Here is a 20,390-nt window from a genome sequence, read left to right on the forward strand (position 1 = left end):
TCTGACATAAAACTGAAAAAAATCTTTGTCGATCGGTCCCCGGCAGGTATGGTCGGAAGGCTTTATGGCAAGGCTGCTCATTTTAACAACGATTAAAAACAGAAAATAAAGGGAAAACAATGCGTAAGATCGCCCTGGCACTCAGTGCCGTCTGCCTGCTGGCAGGCTTCAATCATGCCGCTTTGGCAACCGAATCCGCCCCCGCTCCGCTGAATCCTGGCGTCACCGTGGCGCAGCTGGCGCAACAGGTGCCAATCCACTGGGTTTCCGTGGCACAAATTGAAAATAGCCTGCTTGGCCGCGCGCCTATCGCCGTCGGGTTTGATATCGACGATACCGTGCTGTTTTCCAGCCCGGGCTTTTATCGCGGGCAAAAAGAGTTCTCGCCGGGTAAGCAGGACTACCTGAAAAACCCGGCTTTTTGGGAAAAGATGAACAACGGCTGGGATGACTTCAGCATGCCTAAAGAGGTGGCAAAAAGCCTGATCACCATGCACCTCAAGCGCGGCGACAGCGTGTACTTTGTGACCGGACGCAGCCAGACCAAAACCGAAACCGTCACCAAAACCCTGCAAAACGACTTCCTGATCCCGGAGCCGAGCGTCAATCCGGTGATCTTTGCCGGCGATAAAGAAGGCCAGAACACCAAAACGCAGTGGCTGAAAGAGAAGAAAATCAAAATCTTCTACGGCGATTCAGACAACGACATCACCGCGGCCCAGGACGTCGGCGCGCGCGGCATTCGTATCCTGCGAGCCTCCAACTCCAGCTACCAGCCGCTGCCGAAAGCAGGCTCGTTTGGCGAAGAGGTTATCGTCAACTCCGAATACTGATCCCGGCCAGAAAAGCGGCAGCTAACATAAGTTGTCTGCCGTTTTTTTAATCAATTCCCTCGTCTGTTATCCGCTTTTGGCGCACACTTAATGCTGCCGCGAATGCTTCCGGTAAACGTTCAGGACGAGGAAATGAAGATGACCCATTCGGATCTTTTAGAGTACTGCATGAAAAAACCCGGCGCAGAGCAGAGCGTGCACAGCGACTGGAAGGCCACGCAAATCAAAGTCGGCGATGTGCTGTTTGCCATGGTGCATGCGGAGAACCAGCGCCCGGCAGTCTCCCTCAAAGCCACGCCCGATCTGGCAGACCTTCTTCGTCAGCAGCATCAGGACGTCTTCCCCAGCGCCCATTTGAATAAGGCGCACTGGAGCACGCTTTACCTGGACGGCTCGCTGCCCGGCTCGCAAATTTATTATCTGGTGGATGCTTCGTATCAGCAGGCGGTGGCATTGCTGCCTGAGCAGGTCAGGCAGCAATTGTCGGTTTGACTACTTCAGCAGTGGCTTGAGGAAACGCGCGGTATGAGAAGCTTCGCAGGTGGCGACGGTTTCCGGCGTGCCGGAGACCAGGATCTCGCCGCCGCCGCTGCCGCCTTCCGGCCCTAAGTCCACAATCCAGTCTGCGGTTTTAATCACGTCGAGGTTGTGTTCAATCACCACAATGGTATTGCCCTGATCCCTGAGCTGATGCAGCACTTCCAGCAGTTGCTGGATATCCGCAAAGTGCAGGCCGGTGGTCGGCTCATCGAGGATATACAGCGTCTGGCCGGTGCCGCGCTTAGACAGCTCACGCGCCAGCTTAACGCGCTGTGCTTCACCGCCTGACAGCGTGGTCGCCGACTGGCCAAGCCGAATGTAGGACAGGCCCACGTCGATCAGCGTTTGCAGCTTACGTGCCAGCGCCGGAACGGCGTCGAAGAATTCGCGGGCATCTTCAATGGTCATATCCAGCACTTCGTGAATGCTTTTGCCTTTGTACTTAATCTCCAGCGTTTCACGGTTATAGCGTTTGCCTTTGCACTGGTCGCACGGCACGTAGATATCCGGCAGGAAGTGCATTTCGACTTTGATTACGCCGTCGCCCTGGCAGGCTTCGCAGCGCCCGCCGCGAACGTTGAAGCTAAAGCGCCCCGGCGTATAGCCGCGCGAGCGCGCTTCCGGTACGCCAGCAAACAGCTCGCGCACGGGGGTGAACACGCCGGTGTAGGTCGCCGGGTTGGAACGAGGTGTGCGGCCAATCGGGCTTTGGTCAATGTCGATGACCTTATCGAAGTGTTCCAGGCCCTGAACTTCACGGTACGGTGCCGGTTCGGCGATTGTCGCCCCGTTTAGCTGACGTTGGGCAATCGGGAACAGCGTGTCGTTAATCAGCGTCGACTTGCCGGAGCCGGATACCCCGGTAATACAGGTAAACAACCCCACCGGCAGCGTCAGCGTGACGTCCTTCAGGTTGTTCCCCTTCGCGCCGGAGAGCTTGAGCACTTTTGACGGATCGGCAGCAACGCGCTGTTTCGGCACCGCAATCTCGCGTTTGCCGCTGAGGAACTGCCCGGTCAGGGATTCCGGCACCGCAATAATATCCTTCATGGTGCCTTCCGCGACCACCTGGCCGCCGTGCACGCCCGCGCCTGGACCAATATCGATAATATGGTCGGCGGCGCGAATGGCGTCTTCGTCGTGCTCAACCACAATCACCGTGTTGCCGAGGTTACGCAGGTGAATCAGCGTTTCCAGCAGGCGCTCGTTATCGCGCTGGTGCAGGCCGATGGACGGCTCATCCAGTACGTACATCACGCCAACCAGCCCGGCGCCAATCTGGCTTGCCAGACGAATACGTTGGGCTTCACCACCGGACAGCGTTTCTGCCGAACGGGAGAGAGAAAGGTAGTTCAGGCCGACGTTCACCAGGAACTTCAGGCGATCGCCGATCTCTTTCAGTACTTTTTCCGCGATTTGCGCCCGCTGGCCGCTGAGCTTCATGTTCTGGAAGAATTCCATCGCATGGCCGATGCTCATATCAGAAATCGTTGGCAGCGCGGTATTTTCTACAAATACATGGCGCGCTTCACGGCGCAGGCGCGTCCCTTCGCAGCTGGTGCAGGGGCGGTTGCTGATGAATTTCGCCAGCTCTTCGCGCACGGCGGAAGATTCGGTTTCTTTGTAGCGACGCTCCATGTTGTGCAGCACGCCTTCGAACGGATGGCGGCGCACGGAGGTGTCCCCGCGGTCGTTCATGTACTTGAATTCGATTGTTTCTTTGCCCGAGCCGTGCAGCACAACTTTCTTCACCGCGTCGCTCAGCTCGTTCCACGGGGCTTCCACGTCGAACTTATAGTGATCGGCCAGCGAGCGCAGCATGGTGAAGTAATAGAAGTTACGGCGATCCCAGCCGCGGATAGCGCCACCGGCCAGCGACAGCTCGCCGTTTTGCACCACGCGATCGGGATCGAAATATTGCTGTACGCCCAGGCCGTCGCAGGTCGGGCAGGCACCGGCCGGGTTGTTAAAGGAGAACAGGCGCGGTTCCAGCTCGCGCATGCTGTAGCCGCAGACCGGGCAGGCAAAGTTGGCGGAGAACAGCAGCTCTTCCGCTTTTTCATCGTCCATGTCGGCGACAACGGCAGACCCGCCGGACAGCTCCAGCGCGGTTTCAAACGACTCGGCCAGGCGTTGGGCGATGTCTTCACGTACCTTAAAGCGGTCGACGACCACTTCAATGGTGTGCTTTTTCTGTAGCTCTAATTTTGGCGGATCGGACAGGTCGCAGACTTCGCCGTCGATGCGCGCCCGGATATAGCCCTGGCTGGCCAGGTTTTCCAGCGTTTTGGCGTGTTCGCCTTTGCGATCTTTAATGATCGGCGCGAGCAGCATCAGGCGCTTGCCTTCCGGCTGCGCAAGCACGTTATCCACCATCTGGCTGACGGTTTGGGCCGCGAGCGGGATGTCGTGATCCGGGCAGCGCGGTTCGCCTACGCGGGCGTAAAGCAGACGCAGGTAGTCATGGATTTCCGTGATGGTGCCGACGGTGGAACGCGGGTTATGGGACGTGGATTTCTGTTCAATAGAAATCGCAGGAGACAACCCTTCGATATGGTCGACGTCCGGCTTCTCCATCAGCGACAGGAACTGACGCGCGTAAGCCGAAAGGGACTCAACGTAGCGACGCTGCCCTTCCGCGTACAGGGTGTCGAATGCCAGCGAGGATTTGCCTGAACCCGAAAGCCCGGTGACAACAATCAGTTTGTCGCGCGGGATGACGAGGTTGATATTTTTGAGATTGTGGGTGCGGGCGCCCCGAACTTCGATCTTATCCATTCACCTTTCCCGGAATAATGACTGCATGCGCCTGGTATGTATAGAGGTACAACCGACGGCCAGAAACGGCTAATTATGACACAATAAAACCTGAATGAATATCCAGTGTTTTAATGAAACGAGCTATACTTAGCCGACATTCTGGAATGTCCCTCGCAGCTATAAACATTGTGGGTGGCATAGTGTAGAATCCCCGGTTTAGACTATTTAAAAACGTTTCAGGAGACACGAACATGGCCAGCAGAGGCGTAAACAAGGTGATTCTCGTTGGGAATCTGGGTCAGGACCCGGAAGTACGCTACATGCCAAATGGGGGCGCTGTCGCCAACATTACACTGGCCACGTCAGAGTCCTGGCGTGATAAGCAAACCGGCGAAACCAAAGAAAAAACCGAGTGGCACCGCGTGGTGCTGTTCGGCAAACTGGCCGAAGTGGCCGGTGAATACCTGCGTAAAGGCTCTCAGGTTTATATCGAAGGCGCACTGCAAACCCGTAAATGGACCGACCAGGCTGGTGTAGAAAAATACACTACCGAAGTTGTGGTTAACGTGGGCGGCACCATGCAGATGCTCGGCGGCCGTCAGGGCGGCGGCGCTCCGGCAGGCGGCAACGGCGGCCAGCAGCAGGGCGGTTGGGGTCAGCCTCAGCAACCACAGGGCGGCAACCAGTTCAGCGGCGGCGCGCAGTCTCGTCCGCAGCAGCAGAGCGCGCCAGCGCCATCTAACGAACCGCCAATGGATTTCGACGACGATATCCCGTTCTGATCCCCTCAGGATGTAACCCTGTACGTGACGAACAAATAAAACCCTGCCTCGCAGGGTTTTTTTCTATTATGGCGGCATGAAATCTGCCGGACAGGCGGCCCTCGGATAAGGAAGATACCGTGGCATTTTTAGGTTTTGTCAGTGAGAGAGCGTGTCGGCGTCAGGCGGACGCCACGCCATGGCTGCCTTCATTTAGCTTTTATGAAAAGCATCTCTCCCCGCCTATTGAAGGTTCGCCTGAAGCCATTATTCAGGCGGTTCTGGCGCTGAATATGGAAGACGATCCGGTTATTCGTCGGCTACTCCGTTTGCGCCAGCTCCCTCGCCGCCTGCGCCGGGCGTTGTTTAAGTCAGAGAGCACGGAACCAGCCGATACCTTCGGGTTTGGCTCTTTCACTCTGCTGCATCAAAGCAGCCAGGAAGTCTCTTTTGGTTTGGCCGGGCGTTTCTGGCGACCGTTGCTTGACGTCGAGTCTCTGAAAGATGCCGAAGCCTTCAAGCATTTTGCCGACTCACGCGCGGCTAAGCTGGTCTTGCGCTTTGATGTCACGCCTGAGAACAACGGCACGGCGGTATTACGTACCGAAACCTTTGTCTATTGCCCAACGCCGCGCGTGAAAGCCCTGTTCGCTCTCTATTGGATGCTCATTCGTCCGGCCAGCGGCTGGATCAGGCGGCGCACGCTACTCTCTATCCAGCGAAAGCTGGCGGCAGACACTCATCACAGGTCAGGCAATGACAGACAAAATTGATGGCGTTCTGCGCCCCGAGCACATTATCCCGTTCCCTGATTCCATCAGCGATGAAGCGCAGGCCGCTCTGCGCCGCCAGGTTGATGAGCATGGCATGCCCCACAACGCGCGCTTTGCGATGCCATCCCACACCGACGGTGAAGCCTGGAAACAGATTCAGGCCACTTCGGCGGCCTGGTATGCCGAAGCCATGAAATCCAGGCCAGCGAGCGATGAGCCAGAACTACAAACACTGCAGATTGAGCAGGCTACGGTGCATATTGCCACGCCAGGCGCGCTGGCTTCGGAACATCACGTTCTGGTGGATCTGCACGGCGGGGCGTTTACCTTTGGCGGGGGGGAAGCCTGCAAGGCCAGTGCCAGCACCCAGGCTGTGCAGTATGGGCTTCGTTGCTATAGCGTCGATTACCGAATGCCGCCCGAGCATCCTTATCCGGCTGCGCTGGATGATTGCCTGGCCATATACCGTTACCTGCTCGAGCAATATGCCCCGGAAAATATCGTGATTACCGGGCGTTCGGCTGGTGGGAATCTCGCCGCTGCGATGGTGCTGCGGGCGCGTGATGAAGGCTTGCCGTTGCCAGGTGCCTTAGTGCTGCTGTCCCCGGAGGCAGATCTGACCGAGTCCGGCGACAGCTTCCAGGTGAACCAGCTTGTGGATGTGGTACTGCCGGGATCGTTGAGGGAAAACAACCTGCTTTATGCCGCGGGGGCTGAGTTAACGCATCCTTATCTTTCGCCGCTGTTTGGCGATTTTACCCGTGGTTTCCCGGCAACATTGATTCAAAGCGGCACGCGGGATTTATTCCTGTCGAATGCGGTGAGGTTGCACCGGGTGTTGAGAAAAGCGAACGTTGAAGCTGAGCTGCACGTCTTTGAGGCGATGCCGCACGGTGGATTTATGGGAACGCCTGAAGACAGAGATCTGGTGGAAGAAGTGACGAAATTTATTCGTCGCCAGCTCAGGCTGGAGAACTCAAAGCAATAAAAAAGCCGGCGGCGAGGGATCGCGACCGGCTTTTATTCATTCGCAAAAAATTACGCGTTAAGCAGCGGCTCTGCGGTTTTCTCCACCAGCGCCAGCAGGACTTTGACATCCTCCAGGGTGACGGTTGGGTTCAGCAGGGTCAGCTTCAGGCAGGTCACGCCGTTATGCTCGGTCACGCCAACGTTCGCGCGGCCAGACTCCAGCAGCGCATCACCGATTTTCTGGTTCAGCAGCGCGATTTCCGCATCGCTGCGGCCAGCCAGGCTTGCCGGACGGAAGCGGAACAGCACGCTCGCCAGCTGAGGCTGCATCACCAGCTCCAGAGAAGCGTGGTCAGCCACATAGGCCGCCACATTCTTCGCCATGGTCACACCATGATCGATGATTTCAGCGTACTGTTTCTGGCCCAGCGCTTCGAGGCCCATCCACAGCTTCAGAGCGTCAAAGCGGCGGGTGGTCTGCAGCGACTTGGACACCAGGTTCGGTACGCCTTGCTCTTCGTCGAACTCGGAGTTCAGGTATGCCGCCTGGTAGCGCATCAGCTCGTAGTGGCGAGCATCTTTCAGCAGGAACGCGCCGCAGCTGATGGTCTGGAAGAACTGCTTGTGGAAGTCCAGGGTAACGGAATCCACCAGCTCCAGGCCGTTCAGGTAATCACGATACTTCTCGGACAGCAGCAGTGCGCCGCCCCAGGCTGCATCAACGTGTACCCAAATCTGGTGCTCTGCGGCCAGCTTCACGATGTCGCTCAGCGGGTCGATAGCGCCTGCATCGGTCGTACCGGCAGTGGCGACGATAGCCATGATCTGCTCGCCGTTCGCTTGCGCCTGGGCGATTTTAGCCGCCAGGTCGGTAACGTCCATGCGGGCAAACTCATCGGTTTTCACCAGCGTGACTGACTGGTAGCCCATGCCCATCAGCGCCATGTTTTTCTGCACGGAGAAGTGGGCATTTTCAGAGCACAGTACTCTGATTTTGCGGATATCACCGGTCAGACCATCCTGCTGGACAGAGTGGCCCTGGCGCGCAAAGTAAGCGTCACGCGCCAGCATCAGGCCCATCAGGTTGCTCTGGGTCCCGCCGCTGGTGAACACGCCCGCGTCGCCAGGCTGATAACCGACCTGCGCGCGCAGCCATTCGATCAGCTTCATCTCAATGATGGTCGCCGACGGGCTTTGGTCCCAGGAGTCCATGCTCTGGTTGGTGGCGTTGATCAGCACTTCTGCGGCCTGGCTAACCACCAGGCTTGGGCAGTGCAGGTGCGCCACGCACTGCGGGTGATGCACCAGCAGGCTGTCTTTTAAGAAATACTCAATCGCGCGTTCAATCGCGACCTGGTTGCCCAGGCCCTGAGGATTGAAGTCGAGCTGAATGCGTTCTTTCAGCTCGGCGACGGTTTTGCCCTTGTACATCTGGGGCTGCTGCAGCCATTCCACTACGGCCTGGCTGGTCTGGGCGATCGCCTGCTGGTACTCCTCAATGCTCTGGGCAGAGGAGGCCAGAATCGGGTTAGATCGGGACATATTTATTACTCCAGTCAGACAGCTTTTGCGCCAGCGGCTAACAAGGCTTTTTCAAATTTACTCAGGAAGATTTCCAGCTCGTCGTCGCTGATCAGCAGGGACGGCAGCAGGCGCAGCACGCAGCCGTTACGGCCACCGCGCTCCAGAATCAGGCCCGCTTCGAAGCATTTTTTCTGAATCAGAGCAGACAGCGCGCCGTCAGCCGGGTAGCAACCCATGTGATCCTGTGCTTCTTCTGGCTTCACGATCTCAATGCCGAGCATCAGGCCCAGGCCGCGAACGTGGCCGATAGCCGGGTAGCGTTTCTGCAGATCGTACAGTTTGCCTTTCAGCCATTCGCCCTGAGCGGCAACTTTGTCTGCGACTTTGTTGTCTTTCAGGTACTTCAGGGTGGTCAGGCCGGTGGCCATTGCCAGCTGGTTGCCGCGGAAGGTGCCGGTGTGGTGACCAGGTTCCCAGGCATCGATCTCTTTTCTCAGGCCCAATACGGCCAGCGGCAGACCGCCACCAACGGCTTTGGACATCACGATGATGTCTGGCTCAATGCCAGCGTGTTCGTAGGCGAACAGCTTGCCGGTACGGGCAAAGCCAGCCTGAACTTCATCGATGATCAGCACGATGCCGTGCTCTTTGGTCACTTTGCGGATGCGCTGCAGCCACTCTGCAGGAGCCGGGTTCACGCCGCCTTCGCCCTGAACCGCTTCGAGGATCACGGCCGCAGGTTTGCGCACGCCGCTTTCAACGTCGTTGATCAGGTTGTCGAAGTAATAGGTCAGCGCTTTCACGCCCGCGTCGCCGCCAATGCCCAGCGGGCAGCGGTATTCGTGCGGGTATGGCAGGAACTGTACTTCCGGCATCAGGCCGTTGATGGCCGCTTTCGGAGACAGGTTGCCGGTCACGGACAGCGCGCCGTGGGTCATCCCGTGGTAGCCGCCGGAGAAGCTGATTACGCCGCTGCGGCCGGTGTGTTTCTTCGCCAGCTTGATAGCGGCTTCTACAGCGTCCGCGCCGGATGGGCCGCAGAACTGCAGGCAGTACTCTTTACCCTGGCTCGGCAGTAAAGAGAGCAGGTATTCTGAGAACTCGTCTTTTAACGGCGTAGTCAGATCCAAAGTATGTAACGGCAAGCCGCTGGTAATGACGTTTTGGATGCTTTGCAGGATGTCAGGATGGTTGTGGCCAAGCGCCAATGTGCCCGCACCGGCCAGACAGTCAAGGTAGCGGTTACCTTCCACGTCGATGATCCAGGCGCCCTGGGCTTTGGCTATAGCGAACGGTAATTTGCGCGGGTAACTTCTGACATTCGATTCGAATTCAGCCTGTCGTGCCAAATAGGTTTCGTTGGTAGCGTTTGCAGATTTTGCATCTAAAGTATCAATACGGACTTTATCCGTCATCATATCTCTCCTACAACCGTCGGCATGAGCGCAGCGGCTGAATTAAGTAAACAATACTCGTCATGCTTCAAGTTGAAACTCGAATTATCCAGAGTATAGGTATCGGTTAGGGTGCATAAAACGCCGCCAATATATGGCTTTTTACCCCCCCGCTCAATCATTAATTTTTTCCGATTTTTTTAATTTAAAATCAATGGATTGAAGACTCTTTTGACGGGTATCCAGACATCCGATCTCTCAACTATTGGCAATGGCAGGAAAAAAAGCCCCCTGAAAGGCCTAATTTTGCGTATTAAAACGGTCTGGACAGACCAGGTTTTGCTGGATAGAAATAATTAACAACAAAAAATTACCCTGGGACATTGATTGGCAACTGGGGTTGCACTTTTTACCCGTAAATCTGGCGATGGTTCAGCTTTAACGGCAAAAAACGCCCACCTGTTTTTCAATAATGTCTGCCAGGCAATCCCGAATCGGATTAGGTTCAGATGAGGCTCTTGGTAGACAAATGCCTAATGAGGGGAGAGCGGGAAGCGTCGGGATCATCGGGAGATCGGCTGGTTTGCCTACCTGCGTTCTTGGCGTCACGCCTAATCCGGCTCGCGCCGCTGCCCACAGGCCGTTCAGACTGCTGCTGGTAAAGGCTATCCGCCAGGGGATCCCTGCGCAATCCAGCGCCTCAATGGCGTGACGGCGTAAAATACAGGGAGCGTCAAAAACCACTAAAGGTAGCGGCTGCCCATTGGCGAGGCATGCCTCTACCTGCTCGGGGATGCCCATCCAGTGCAGCGGAATTTTACCGATCTCATTCTCTGCGGAGGCCGATGGCGTTTGCCAGAGTAAGGCCAAATCCAGCTGCGAATGGTTGAGGGCGGACTCCAGCTCTGCGTTTCGTGCGATACGTGCCTCAAGAATGACGGCAGGGTGGGCGCGACTAAATGACCCAAGAACATCGGTTAACAAGCCCTCACCAAAATCCTCCTGAAACCCTACCCGTAAGAGCCCACTCAGCTGTGTGTCGCCCACAGCAGCCATTGCGGCATCATTCAGCTCCAGCAGGCGTTTCGCATAACTCAACACAATTTCGCCGGTTGGTGTCAGCGCCAGGCCCCGGCCTGATTTTTTGACGACCGGCGTTCCGACCTGATCTTCCAGTTTCTTTAACTGGGCGCTGACCGCTGAGGTTGAACGCCCCAGCCGGTCCGCTGCCCGGGCAAAGCTGCCGAGCGCCATGCCGGTCACAAAGGTGCGGAGAACGTCGAGATCTAAATTCGTCATAGTTATTGTCCTGAAAATCAGGATTATTGGTTAAAAAATATCTGATTTTTAGAATGATACTCAATGAGTATGCTCAGGTTGTCAACAACAGCCGGGAGGCTTCATGGGCGAAACATCACACGACATTCAACGGGTTTTGAGCCGGGCGCCAAAACTTGCCAGCATGAGCAACGACTTGTTATTCATGGATATCTGGGAAAGAGCGGAACTGAATAAACGCGATCGCAGCCTGATCACCGTGGCAGCGCTGCTGGCGCTGTATCGGCTTGAACAGCTGCCTATTCATCTCGAATTAGCGCGCAAAAATGGCGTCAGCGATGAGGAGTTAAGCGAGCTGATCACCCATCTGGCTTTTTATGCGGGCTGGCCTGCCGCCCACAGTGCGCTAAAGGTACTGGATAAGCTGATCGTCGGATGTCGTCGGGAGGAGCAATAAATGCCGGTACTTCATGTCACCTTATTAAAAGGAAAAACGGAGGCCTGGCTGGCGGCGGTTTCATCCAGCATACAGCGGGCGCTGGTGGAGGCATTTGATGTGCCGGAGGCAGATCTGTTTCAGGTTTTTCATGAGCAAGATAAATCAGCGCTGCGGTTTGATCGTCACTATATGGCGGGGCCGCGCAGCAATGACTGGCTTCTGATTGAGATAACGGCCGGTAAGCCACGAAGTATTGAGATGAAGCAGCGTTTTTACCGGGTCATTACCGATCAACTTGCCGATTCACCGGGCATTCAGCCCAACGACGTTATGGTCGTCATTCGCCATAACAAGGCTGAGGACTGGTCGTTTGGTGGGGGCAAGGCGAGTTTGCTCGCGGAGTAAGATCTACCCCTTAAAAGCGCTGGGCGCGGGGAAATGATCGCTGTATATTTTCATACACAACGATCATAAGGACTCCCGCCGTGAACCGATTTACCCGCCGCCTGACGCTGGGCGCACTATTAGTACTTTCCCCGCTCGCTGCGCTGGCGAACCGCACGCTCACCGACCAGCTTGGCCGCCAGGTCACGATCCCCGACGAGGTTAACCGCGTCGTGGTGCTTCAGCACCAAACGCTCAACCTGCTGGTGCAAATGAACGCCACCGACAAAGTGGTTGGCATTCTGGCGAACTGGAAGCAACAGCTTGGCAGCGGCTACGCGCGCCTGGCACCGGAGCTTGAGCATAAGGCCCAGTTAGGGGATTTAACCAGCGTGGACACCGAAAAGCTGGTGGCGCTGCACCCTCAGGTGGTGTTCGTCACCAACTATGCGCCGCAGGAGATGATCGACAGCATTAGCAAACTCGGCATCCCGGTGATTGCGATTTCTCTGCGGCACGATACACCGGGCGAGCAGGGCAAACTGAACCCGTCGATGCAGGACGAAGAGCAAGCCTATAATCTCGGCCTGAAAGAAGGCATCGAGCTGATTGGTGAAGTGGTTAATAAAGAGAAGCAGGCCAAAGCGCTGATCGACGCCACTTTTGCCGAGCGCAAGCTGGTCAGCGACCGCCTGAAAGACATCCCGGCAGACCAGCGGGTGCGGGCTTATATGGCCAATCCTGACCTGACCACCTACGGATCCGGGAAATATACCGACCTGATGATGGCCCACGCGGGCGCGTTGAACGTGGCGGCGTCGACCGTGAAAGGCTTCAAGCAGGTGTCGATGGAGCAGGTGATCGCCTGGGATCCGCAGGTGATCTTCGTGCAGGATCGTTACCCCAAAGTGGTGGATGAGATCGTCAGCAAGCCCGAGTGGCAGCCGATCGACGCGGTGAAAAGCCATCAGGTCTGGCTGATGCCGGAATACGCCAAAGCCTGGGGCTACCCGATGCCGGAAGCGATGGCGATCGGCGAGCTGTGGATGGCGAAAAAACTGTATCCCGCCAGATTCAAAGACATTGACATGAAGAAAGTGGCCGACAGCTGGTATCAGCGTTTTTACCGCACCCACTATGAAGGCGTTGAGTAATGACGCTGCAAATTCTGGCGGCGGGAAGCCTGAGGCGGGTCTGGCAGCCGCTTATGGCCCAGTTTGAGCAGGAAACTAGCTTGCCGACAGAGACGCAATTTGGGCCTGCGGGCCTGCTAAGAGCCCGTATAGAAGCCGGTGAAAACTGTTCGCTGTTTGCGTCGGCAAACATGGCGCACCCGCACACGCTGCTGGAGCGGGGCAAAGCTCGGGCGGTTCACCGGTTTGCCGGGAACGCCCTTTGCCTGACGGCGGCGGCGCACTGCGTTGATGAGCAGAGTACCTGGCTAACGCTATTGAGCAATCCGGCCTTACGCATTGGCACGTCCACGCCGGGCAGCGATCCTTCCGGGGATTATACCTGGCAGTTCTTTGGCAGATTTGAAGCTGAATTTGGCATCGCCCTGCAGCCGCGAGCCTTAGCTCTGGTTGGCGGACCGGACACGCAGGCCGTGCCCGACGGCAGGCTTGCGGCGCAGTGGCTTATTGCCAGCGGGCAGGCCGATCTGATGATTGGTTACCGAAGCTATGCCGCAGCGCTGCAGGCCCATCGTGAACTGCGGGTGTTCGAGATCCCGGCGTCCTACAATATTCAGGCCGATTATGGGCTGGCGGTATGCGACGAACGGGCGGAGCCGCTGCGGGCGTTCCTGGTCTCGGATGCTGCGCGGCAAATACTGCGGGATTACGGCTTTGTCGTCTGAAAGTAAAAAACCGCCGATGAAGGCGGTTTTTTTAATGCTTCTCAGCCTGTTAAGGCATCATCGTCGGCCATTCGGGCGGCATTCTGGCGATGATCTCGACCAGCCCCGTTTTAAACGACGCCCAGATAATCGGGAAGTCGCCGAGCGTCAGGCCCAATAAACCCATGGCAAACCAGCAGGATGCGGCAATCCCCAGCCCGCTGCTGATTATGGCTAAAGCCCGGTAATCCGAGCGGCGAAACTGAATATTCAGGCTGCTTGCCAAAAACATCAAAACCGCACTAAGCAGCGGCCAGCGTATGAGCATCACGCCGGTGGTGATTGTTGCCATGAACCTTGTTCCTCAAAAAGCTGCAATTTAATTTTCTGTTGCACTGATAATGTGAAGTGTATCACTTTTGTGTGTTTAATCACCAGCATTGTGATGGTTTTTTGCGCGGTTTTGAGGCCAGGTCGGCGGGGGTTTTTAGGAAAACCAGGACGTGAAAGGCGTGAACATTTTGTTTATCTGACGTTTACCACAATTTCGTTTAAATAATCATTCCCTGCTGCTTTAACCCCAGAAAAACTCATATTAACACGGTGGGTTAAATCTTAAGCTAAACAGCATCCCGGTTCCTCTTATCTCTTTGTTGCGCAAATTAATTTCCGCAGAGTTAACGGCTGAAGGCTATTGCTAAAGCAGGCTTTATGATGCAACGTAATCGGCGGTCATCAGGTTGTTCTAATAAAGTATAAAAACAGGCGCATAAAAGCAGAGACGTGTGAGCATCATGGTGAAACGGATTTATCTTAAGGCGTTGCGTACCTCAGGTTTTGTCCTGATCGTTTGCCTGCCGATAATGCTGGCAATTTATTTTGCCCATGTTCGCGCCACCAGTGACACCCAGCAGCACCTGCACTCTTTTGGCAAACTGGTGATGGAAAAAACGGAAATCGTCATCAGTCATGTTAATGAGGCGCGCAGCGAGGCGGAACGTTTCTCCGGGGAAATATGCAGTCCCCGGCATATGGCAAATATGCTGGATATTGTGCGCGGTAAACTTTTTGTCGCCGATTTAATTTACGTCAGCGGCGATAAGCTGCTGTGCTCGACCAGCTATAAGCCGTTAAAAGCGCTGCCAGCGCCGCGCCCTTCTTATACCCGTAAACCGGACGTCGCGATTTTTTATTATCTGGATACGCCGTTTTATGCCGGGCATAAAATGACCTACATGCAACGTGGGCATTATATGGCGGTGATTAACCCGCTCACCTGGTCAGAAGTTTTGTCCGAAGATGACTCGCTGATTTATGGCGTCTACGACACCGTCACCCGCAGTTTTTTCTCTTTAAGTCCGGGGGCCGACAGCGACCTGCTGCACAGTTTTATTCTGCGTAAAGAGAAAGCGTTTACCGAGGATAACCGTTTTTACGCCGTCGACCAGTCGGCTAAAAGACCGATTGCGGTGATTGTTTCCACGTCAGAAACCTTGTTTAACCGCCAGTGGTATCACCAGCTGACGCTGACGCTTCCGTTAGGCGTTATTTGCAGCCTGCTGATATTAATTATGTGGTCCCGAACCCGTCAGCAATTAAATTCCCCGCGGCGGATGCTTTTAAGAGCGCTGGCCAGAAAACAGCTCAAACTTCACTATCAGCCCATTATTGATATTCAAAATGGCTATTGCGTGGGGGCGGAAGCGCTGCTGCGGTGGGTGAATTTTAATGGACAAACCATCAGCCCCGGGACGTTTATTCCGCTGGCAGAATCTGAAGGTCTGATTCACAAAATATCGGACTATGTGGTTGATGCCGTATTTAAAGATTTTGGTGAATTTCTTGCCGACCATCCTGGGCTCTATATTTCGATTAATCTTTCAGCATCTGATTTTCACTCTTCACGCTTAATCACCGTACTTTCAGAACGGATTAAAACCTACAACATTCGTCCAGAGCAGATAAAAATCGAAGTGACCGAGCGAGGGTTTATTGACGTTGAAAAAACCAGGCCGTTTATCCAGGAGTTTCGCAACGCGGGCTTTAAAGTCGCCATTGATGACTTTGGCACCGGGTATTCGAATCTGCACAATCTGCAGTACCTGAACGTCGATATTTTAAAAATCGACAAAAGCTTTATTGATTCCCTCGCCAGCGAGCGGGCCAGCCACTTGCTGGTGGAACACATCATTGAAATTGCCCACAGCCTGAAGTTAACGACAATTGCCGAAGGGGTTGAAACCGAAGCGCAGGTGGCGTGGCTGGTGGATCACGGCGTGGAGTATTGCCAGGGCTGGTATTTTGCGAAGGCACTGCCTCCGCAAGAGTTTATCGCCTGGCTCTATACGCCAGGCGGGATCCCCGTACGTAAGGCCTCAGTGGCTCGCGAGCCACTGCTTTAAAGGAACAACCCATTCTGGGTTAGGGCGGAAAAATGCCCCGTGCTGCTGGCCGGTAGAGATTTTTATCTCTTTATAATGAGTAATCCCCGGACTGTGGTTCACAATCGTCTGGCAGGAACCCACTTCATCCGAGGCTTCATAAATGGAGAGCACGTTCCCGTACAGGCGATTGCGGGCGTCATCCTGAATGGAATGAGTACATCCCGCCAGAATGGCAACGTTGAGCGCCTTATTCTGCAGTTTACTTGCCGCCAGAATGGTAATTTCGCCGCCGCGTGAGAAGCCGACAAGCGTAATATTCTTAGCCGGAACGCCTTTTGCAATCAGCGTGTTCACATCCTGCTTTAGCTTCTCGGCATACTGATCTGGCTGAGTATCTTTGGCTCTGTGATAAGCAATCAGGTTGTAGCCATCATCGCTGAGCTTCTCTTTCACCGCCGGGAAATCGTAAACGCCCCACTGCGGTTTATTTGGATTACTCGGCCGGTCAATATTTCCCTCTAACACTTTCCCGTGCGTATAAAAAACGTATTTCTGTTTCGGATTAACGCTGTCAGGGAACGCGGTATAAATGGTTGCCGCCTGAGCAGCCATTGAGGCAAGCCCGATGGCCAAAATGGCAAAACTTAACTTTTTCACTCCAACTCCTGTTGGTTTTCTCAGGCCTGATGGCGGTAATCCGTTGGGGTACGGTCAAACTCACGGCGGAACACGCGGGAGAAGGTTTGCTGCGAGACATACCCGTAGTCCATCGCGATATCAAAAATAGGGCGCTGGGTAGTGCGTAGCGCGGTGGCAGCCATCAACAGGCGGCGCTGGCGGATGTACTCACCCAGCGTCTGGTGCATGACGGTGCGGAACATTCGCTGCAAGTACCACTTTGAATAACCTGATTTTTTCGCCACCACGTCGATGTTCAGCGGCTGGTCAATATGTTCATCAATCCATTCAGTCAACGTATAAATGATGTCCTGGTGAGCCATGAGTCGTCCTCATTTCCGGGTTAGCTAGTTTCATTGCCAGGGAGTATAATTCCTCAAGTTAACTTGAGGTAAAGAGCATTATGGAAAAGAAATTGCCCCGAATAAAAACGCTGTTAACGCCCGGTGAAGTGGCGAAGCGCAGCGGCGTGGCCGTCTCCGCGCTTCACTTTTACGAAAGCAAAGGTTTGATTAAAAGTACGAGAAATGCAGGCAATCAGCGGCGTTATCAGCGTGATGTGTTGCGAACGGTGGCGATAATAAAAATTGCGCAGCGCATTGGCATTCCGTTGAGCACCGTCGGGGATGCGTTTGGCGTGCTGCCCGACGGCCATTCAATCAACAAAAACGACTGGAAGAAGCTGTCATCGCAATGGCGCGAGGAGCTGAACCACCGCATTGCCACGCTGACCGCGCTGCGTGACGAACTGAATGGTTGCATTGGCTGTGGCTGTTTATCCGGGGCGCAATGCCCACTGCGTAACCCTGGAGACAAGCTGGGCGAGCAGGGGACCGGCGCAAGGCTGTTGGAAGATTGAAAATTATCTTTCAAACATAAAACTAAAGCGCCACAAGGGTGCTCAAGACGGCTAACAAAGAGGGAAAAAGCGTGGTTTTTCCCTCTTTGTTGTTATTAGCCGAAAATCAATGAATTGATTGTCCCGGTTTATTAATGGCGTCTTCAGTAGCGGCATTGCTTAACAGGGATCATCCGTTGCCATATAAAACTAAAGCGCCACAAGGGCGCTTTAGTTGTTTTCCGGTCTTTGTCTTTCGCTCTATCCCGTTCTGGCAGGAGGGTTTCCCCCGACGTCGGCACCCCTCGATAACGCTTACACATAGCTACGTACACACTTCACTGACTTTGGAGGTTCCGGTCTGCACCGACAATTTAAGTGTAGGTCTGTCCCTTCACTTTGCAAGGTCAATTGTTCTTTTTTTGTTCATTTTTTTGACATGTGATCCGTGCAGGGCTTTCCTATAGTTATTCCATCTGGCTAAACAGAGGGTTATCTCATGCTCACGGTCCATCACCTCAATAACTCCCGTTCCCAGCGCGTACTCTGGATGCTGGAAGAACTGGCGCAGCCCTACCAGATCGTACGTTACCTGCGGGAGCCCTCCATGCTTGCCCCGGAAGCGCTAAAAAAAATCCATCCGCTGGGCAAATCCCCGGTGGTGGAAGATAGCGGCCATATCCTGGCGGAATCAGGTGCCATTCTTGAGTACCTGCAGGAAACCTACGACAGCGAAAACCACCTGAAGCCGCAGGACATTAACGACAAAATCCAGTACCGCTTTTGGCTGCATTACGCCGAAGGATCGCTGATGCCGCTGCTGTTAATGAAGCTGGTGTTTGGTAGCCTCGGCAAAGCCCCGGTACCCTGGCCGCTGCGCCCGGTGGGCAAAGCGCTGGGGCAGGGCGTGCAGAAAGCCTGGCTGAATAAGCAACTCACCACCCATGCCCGTTTTATTGAGGATCACCTGAGCCAGCACCCGTGGTTCGCCGGGCAACAGTTCAGCGCGGCAGATATTCAGATGAGTTTCCCGGTGGCCGCGTTGCTGGCGAGAGGTGAAGTCAACGACATGCCGCACACCCAGGCGTGGATGAAAAATGTGCAAACGCGCCCCGCCTGGCAGCGAGCATTAAATCAAGGCGGCCCTTTTGAAATCCCCGGGGCGTGATCGCCGCAAAAGTAAAGCGAGAGAAAACCAGCCTAACTTTTTTGCGTTTTTGTTGCGAAATTGCGCATTGACGATAACGTTTGCGCACCCTAAGGCGAATAATTCATCAGCTGAGCATATTTTCCGCGAAAATCGCAAAAGTTAAGTTGAAAATCCCGTCAGGAAGGCAGGATAATCGTTTGCCTTAATTCTGTAACACCGATTTGTCCGTGTGGAGTTAAACGATTGCTTTTTTGTGACACCCCTTTGTCACAATCGTAGCGCAGGGAGACAACGTTTAACTGGCAGCGGGTTGTCCACCACCCGGGCAAACGTCATTCTAAAAATCTCAGGGGATTTTTCACTATGTCTACACCTTCTCCGCGCGCCGGCGGTTCGCTCGACGCCTGGTTCAAAATCTCTGCACGCGGCAGCACCGTGCGTCAGGAAGTTGTCGCCGGTTTCACAACCTTCCTTGCTATGGTTTACTCGGTGATCGTTGTGCCGGGAATGCTCGGCAAAGCCGGGTTCCCACCGGCGGCGGTCTTTGTGGCTACCTGCCTGGTGGCAGGCGTGGGCTCCATCGTGATGGGCCTGTGGGCGAACCTGCCGCTGGCCATCGGCTGCGCTATCTCGCTGACCGCCTTCACCGCCTTTAGCCTGGTGCTCGGCCAGCACATCAGCGTGCCGGTCGCCCTTGGCGCGGTATTCCTGATGGGCGTTCTGTTCACCCTTATCTCTGCCACCGGCATTCGTAGCTGGATTTTGCGCAATTTGCCGATGGGCGTGGCGCACGGCACCGGGATCGGTATCGGCCTGTTCCTGCTGTTGATTGCCGCGAACGGCGTCGGCCTGGTGATTAAAAACCCGCTGGATGGGCTGCCGGTTGCGCTGGGGCATTTCGCCAGCTTCCCTGTGATCATGTCGCTGATTGGCCTGGCGGTGATCATTGGTCTGGAAAAACTGAAGGTGCCGGGCGGCATTCTGCTGACCATTATCGGCGTGTCCATTGTCGGCCTGATCTTCGACCCGAACGTGCATTTCTCCGGCGTTTTCGCCATGCCGTCGCTGAGCGATGACAAAGGCAACTCGCTGATTGGCAGCCTGGATATCATGGGCGCGCTGAACCCAATCATTCTGCCGAGCGTGCTGGCGCTGGTGATGACCGCCGTGTTTGACGCCACCGGCACTATCCGCGCGGTGGCCGGTCAGGCAAACCTGCTGGACAAAGACGGCCAGATCATTGACGGCGGCAAAGCGCTGACCACCGACTCCCTGAGCAGCGTGTTCTCCGGCCTGGTGGGCGCAGCCCCGGCGGCGGTTTACATCGAATCTGCAGCGGGTACCGCGGCAGGCGGCAAAACCGGCCTGACAGCCATCACCGTTGGCGTGCTGTTCCTGCTGATCCTGTTCCTGTCGCCGCTCTCTTACCTGGTACCGGCATATGCCACGGCACCTGCGCTGATGTATGTTGGCCTGCTGATGCTGAGCAACGTTGCCAAAATTGACTTTGCGGACTTCGTGGATGCGATGGCCGGGCTGATTACCGCGGTATTCATCGTGCTGACCTGCAACATCGTCACCGGGATCATGATCGGCTTTGCTTCTCTGGTGATTGGCCGCGTAGTATCCGGTGAATGGCGCAAGCTGAACATCGGCACCGTCGTTATTGCCGTTGCGCTGGTGGCGTTCTACGCTGGCGGCTGGGCTATCTGATTTTCAATTCGTGCGGGTTGCGCTCTGTAACCCGCCGCTTTCACCCACTTCGGGCATTTCCGGTTCCAATGTGATGCAAAAAGTTGTTTTATTATAAAAACAACCGCTAAGAGTGACGCTTCAAATCACACATCA

Annotated in this window: 20 protein-coding genes; 13 read left to right on the plus strand and 7 right to left on the minus strand. The window is 55.2% G+C overall.

The window, feature by feature from the left end:
- The first annotated feature begins 119 nt into the window (after nt 1-119).
- Both aphA and F3J26_RS07760 read left to right on the plus strand, forming a co-directional pair.
- Nucleotides 120-833 (plus strand): acid phosphatase AphA, encoded by a 714-nt coding sequence (gene aphA, locus F3J26_RS07755; protein ID WP_008455816.1) that lies wholly within the window; start codon nt 120-122, stop codon nt 831-833.
- A gap of 138 nt (nt 834-971) precedes the next feature.
- Nucleotides 972-1,325, plus strand: coding sequence for an MmcQ/YjbR family DNA-binding protein (locus F3J26_RS07760; RefSeq protein ID WP_166993077.1), 354 nt, complete (start codon nt 972-974; stop codon nt 1,323-1,325).
- On the opposite strand, the gene uvrA is transcribed toward F3J26_RS07760, so the two are convergent.
- Nucleotides 1,326-4,151 carry an excinuclease ABC subunit UvrA gene (gene uvrA, locus F3J26_RS07765; RefSeq protein ID WP_008455814.1) on the minus strand — a complete coding sequence of 942 codons (2,826 nt, stop codon included), beginning with the start codon at nt 4,149-4,151 and terminating at the stop codon, nt 1,326-1,328.
- 233 nt (nt 4,152-4,384) lie between these two features.
- Here uvrA and ssb1 point away from each other — a divergent pair, with 233 nt between their 5' ends.
- The 3 genes from ssb1 to F3J26_RS07780 all read left to right on the plus strand — a co-directional run bounded on the left by ssb1 (nt 4,385) and on the right by F3J26_RS07780 (nt 6,655).
- Entirely contained in the window at nt 4,385-4,915 is a 531-nt protein-coding gene (gene ssb1 / locus F3J26_RS07770) for a single-stranded DNA-binding protein SSB1 (protein ID WP_008455813.1), read from the plus strand.
- A 119-nt stretch (nt 4,916-5,034) separates the two neighbouring features.
- Complete coding sequence (locus F3J26_RS07775; protein ID WP_166993080.1) at nt 5,035-5,667, plus strand: hypothetical protein; 633 nt, start codon at nt 5,035-5,037, stop codon at nt 5,665-5,667.
- Complete coding sequence (locus tag F3J26_RS07780; protein WP_166993083.1) at nt 5,651-6,655, plus strand: alpha/beta hydrolase fold domain-containing protein; 1,005 nt, start codon at nt 5,651-5,653, stop codon at nt 6,653-6,655. Before F3J26_RS07775 ends, F3J26_RS07780 begins: the two co-directional genes overlap by 17 nt.
- Nucleotides 6,656-6,705: 50 nt before the next feature.
- Here the strand turns inward: F3J26_RS07780 and F3J26_RS07785 are convergent, their stop codons facing one another.
- From F3J26_RS07785 to F3J26_RS07795, 3 genes are all read right to left on the minus strand, one after another.
- Nucleotides 6,706-8,178 carry a pyridoxal-dependent decarboxylase gene (locus F3J26_RS07785; protein ID WP_166993086.1) on the minus strand — a complete coding sequence of 491 codons (1,473 nt, stop codon included), beginning with the start codon at nt 8,176-8,178 and terminating at the stop codon, nt 6,706-6,708.
- Nucleotides 8,179-8,192: 14 nt separating this feature from the next.
- Nucleotides 8,193-9,578: a diaminobutyrate--2-oxoglutarate transaminase gene (locus F3J26_RS07790; RefSeq protein WP_008455804.1), complete on the minus strand. Its 1,386-nt coding sequence runs from the start codon at nt 9,576-9,578 to the stop codon at nt 8,193-8,195.
- A gap of 414 nt (nt 9,579-9,992) precedes the next feature.
- Nucleotides 9,993-10,853: a LysR substrate-binding domain-containing protein gene (locus F3J26_RS07795; RefSeq protein ID WP_166993089.1), complete on the minus strand. Its 861-nt coding sequence runs from the start codon at nt 10,851-10,853 to the stop codon at nt 9,993-9,995.
- A 103-nt stretch (nt 10,854-10,956) separates the two neighbouring features.
- Here F3J26_RS07795 and F3J26_RS07800 point away from each other — a divergent pair, with 103 nt between their 5' ends.
- The 4 genes from F3J26_RS07800 (at nt 10,957) to modA (ending at nt 13,513) form a co-directional block, all read left to right on the plus strand.
- On the plus strand, nt 10,957-11,289 hold the full coding sequence (locus F3J26_RS07800) for a carboxymuconolactone decarboxylase family protein (RefSeq protein ID WP_166993092.1): 333 nt from the start codon (nt 10,957-10,959) through the stop codon (nt 11,287-11,289).
- Nucleotides 11,290-11,676 carry a tautomerase family protein gene (locus F3J26_RS07805; RefSeq protein ID WP_166993095.1) on the plus strand — a complete coding sequence of 129 codons (387 nt, stop codon included), beginning with the start codon at nt 11,290-11,292 and terminating at the stop codon, nt 11,674-11,676.
- Nucleotides 11,677-11,756: 80 nt separating this feature from the next.
- Complete coding sequence (locus tag F3J26_RS07810) at nt 11,757-12,809, plus strand: ABC transporter substrate-binding protein (RefSeq protein WP_166993098.1); 1,053 nt, start codon at nt 11,757-11,759, stop codon at nt 12,807-12,809.
- Entirely contained in the window at nt 12,809-13,513 is a 705-nt protein-coding gene (gene modA, locus F3J26_RS07815) for a molybdate ABC transporter substrate-binding protein (protein ID WP_166993101.1), read from the plus strand. Before F3J26_RS07810 ends, modA begins: the two co-directional genes overlap by 1 nt.
- Before the next feature lie 49 nt (nt 13,514-13,562).
- Here the strand turns inward: modA and F3J26_RS07820 are convergent, their stop codons facing one another.
- Entirely contained in the window at nt 13,563-13,844 is a 282-nt protein-coding gene (locus F3J26_RS07820; protein ID WP_008455794.1) for a YjcB family protein, read from the minus strand.
- A gap of 442 nt (nt 13,845-14,286) precedes the next feature.
- On the opposite strand from F3J26_RS07820, the gene pdeC reads away from it, so the two are divergent.
- Nucleotides 14,287-15,894, plus strand: a complete 1,608-nt coding sequence (gene pdeC / locus F3J26_RS07825; RefSeq protein WP_166993619.1) for a cyclic di-3',5'-guanosine monophosphate phosphodiesterase PdeC — start codon at nt 14,287-14,289, stop codon at nt 15,892-15,894.
- Here the strand turns inward: pdeC and F3J26_RS07830 are convergent.
- Together F3J26_RS07830 and soxS are read right to left on the minus strand one after the other, a co-directional pair.
- The gene (locus F3J26_RS07830) at nt 15,868-16,533 is read right to left on the minus strand and encodes an alpha/beta hydrolase family protein (protein WP_008455789.1); all 666 of its coding nucleotides are present in this window, start codon (nt 16,531-16,533) and stop codon (nt 15,868-15,870) included. The two genes, pdeC and F3J26_RS07830, sit on opposite strands and share 27 nt — an antisense overlap.
- 20 nt (nt 16,534-16,553) lie before the next feature.
- A complete protein-coding gene (soxS, locus tag F3J26_RS07835) occupies nt 16,554-16,877 on the minus strand; it encodes a superoxide response transcriptional regulator SoxS (RefSeq protein WP_008455787.1) in 324 nt (107 codons plus the stop codon).
- An 80-nt stretch (nt 16,878-16,957) separates the two neighbouring features.
- Here soxS and soxR point away from each other — a divergent pair, with 80 nt between their 5' ends.
- From soxR to ghxP, 3 genes are all read left to right on the plus strand, one after another.
- A complete protein-coding gene (soxR, locus tag F3J26_RS07840) occupies nt 16,958-17,413 on the plus strand; it encodes a redox-sensitive transcriptional activator SoxR (protein ID WP_008455786.1) in 456 nt (151 codons plus the stop codon).
- Nucleotides 17,414-17,891: 478 nt separating this feature from the next.
- Nucleotides 17,892-18,560 carry a glutathione S-transferase family protein gene (locus tag F3J26_RS07845; protein ID WP_166993104.1) on the plus strand — a complete coding sequence of 223 codons (669 nt, stop codon included), beginning with the start codon at nt 17,892-17,894 and terminating at the stop codon, nt 18,558-18,560.
- A gap of 345 nt (nt 18,561-18,905) precedes the next feature.
- On the plus strand, nt 18,906-20,255 hold the full coding sequence (gene ghxP, locus F3J26_RS07850; protein ID WP_166993107.1) for a guanine/hypoxanthine transporter GhxP: 1,350 nt from the start codon (nt 18,906-18,908) through the stop codon (nt 20,253-20,255).
- Nucleotides 20,256-20,390: the final 135 nt, after the last annotated feature.

Source organism: Enterobacter sp. Ap-867 (genome assembly GCF_011752855.1).
GTDB lineage: Bacteria > Pseudomonadota > Gammaproteobacteria > Enterobacterales > Enterobacteriaceae > Cedecea.

Coding starts and splice junctions, on each gene's coding strand:
- aphA (WP_008455816.1), top strand. CDS start 120: ATGCGTAAGATCGCCCTGGCACTCAGTGCCGTCTGCCTGCTGGCAGGC.
- F3J26_RS07760 (WP_166993077.1), top strand. CDS start 972: ATGACCCATTCGGATCTTTTAGAGTACTGCATGAAAAAACCCGGCGCA.
- uvrA (WP_008455814.1), bottom strand. CDS start 4,151: ATGGATAAGATCGAAGTTCGGGGCGCCCGCACCCACAATCTCAAAAAT.
- ssb1 (WP_008455813.1), top strand. CDS start 4,385: ATGGCCAGCAGAGGCGTAAACAAGGTGATTCTCGTTGGGAATCTGGGT.
- F3J26_RS07780 (WP_166993083.1), top strand. CDS start 5,651: ATGACAGACAAAATTGATGGCGTTCTGCGCCCCGAGCACATTATCCCG.
- F3J26_RS07785 (WP_166993086.1), bottom strand. CDS start 8,178: ATGTCCCGATCTAACCCGATTCTGGCCTCCTCTGCCCAGAGCATTGAG.
- F3J26_RS07790 (WP_008455804.1), bottom strand. CDS start 9,578: ATGATGACGGATAAAGTCCGTATTGATACTTTAGATGCAAAATCTGCA.
- F3J26_RS07795 (WP_166993089.1), bottom strand. CDS start 10,853: ATGACGAATTTAGATCTCGACGTTCTCCGCACCTTTGTGACCGGCATG.
- F3J26_RS07800 (WP_166993092.1), top strand. CDS start 10,957: ATGGGCGAAACATCACACGACATTCAACGGGTTTTGAGCCGGGCGCCA.
- F3J26_RS07805 (WP_166993095.1), top strand. CDS start 11,290: ATGCCGGTACTTCATGTCACCTTATTAAAAGGAAAAACGGAGGCCTGG.
- modA (WP_166993101.1), top strand. CDS start 12,809: ATGACGCTGCAAATTCTGGCGGCGGGAAGCCTGAGGCGGGTCTGGCAG.
- F3J26_RS07820 (WP_008455794.1), bottom strand. CDS start 13,844: ATGGCAACAATCACCACCGGCGTGATGCTCATACGCTGGCCGCTGCTT.
- pdeC (WP_166993619.1), top strand. CDS start 14,287: ATGGTGAAACGGATTTATCTTAAGGCGTTGCGTACCTCAGGTTTTGTC.
- soxS (WP_008455787.1), bottom strand. CDS start 16,877: ATGGCTCACCAGGACATCATTTATACGTTGACTGAATGGATTGATGAA.
- soxR (WP_008455786.1), top strand. CDS start 16,958: ATGGAAAAGAAATTGCCCCGAATAAAAACGCTGTTAACGCCCGGTGAA.
- F3J26_RS07845 (WP_166993104.1), top strand. CDS start 17,892: ATGCTCACGGTCCATCACCTCAATAACTCCCGTTCCCAGCGCGTACTC.
- ghxP (WP_166993107.1), top strand. CDS start 18,906: ATGTCTACACCTTCTCCGCGCGCCGGCGGTTCGCTCGACGCCTGGTTC.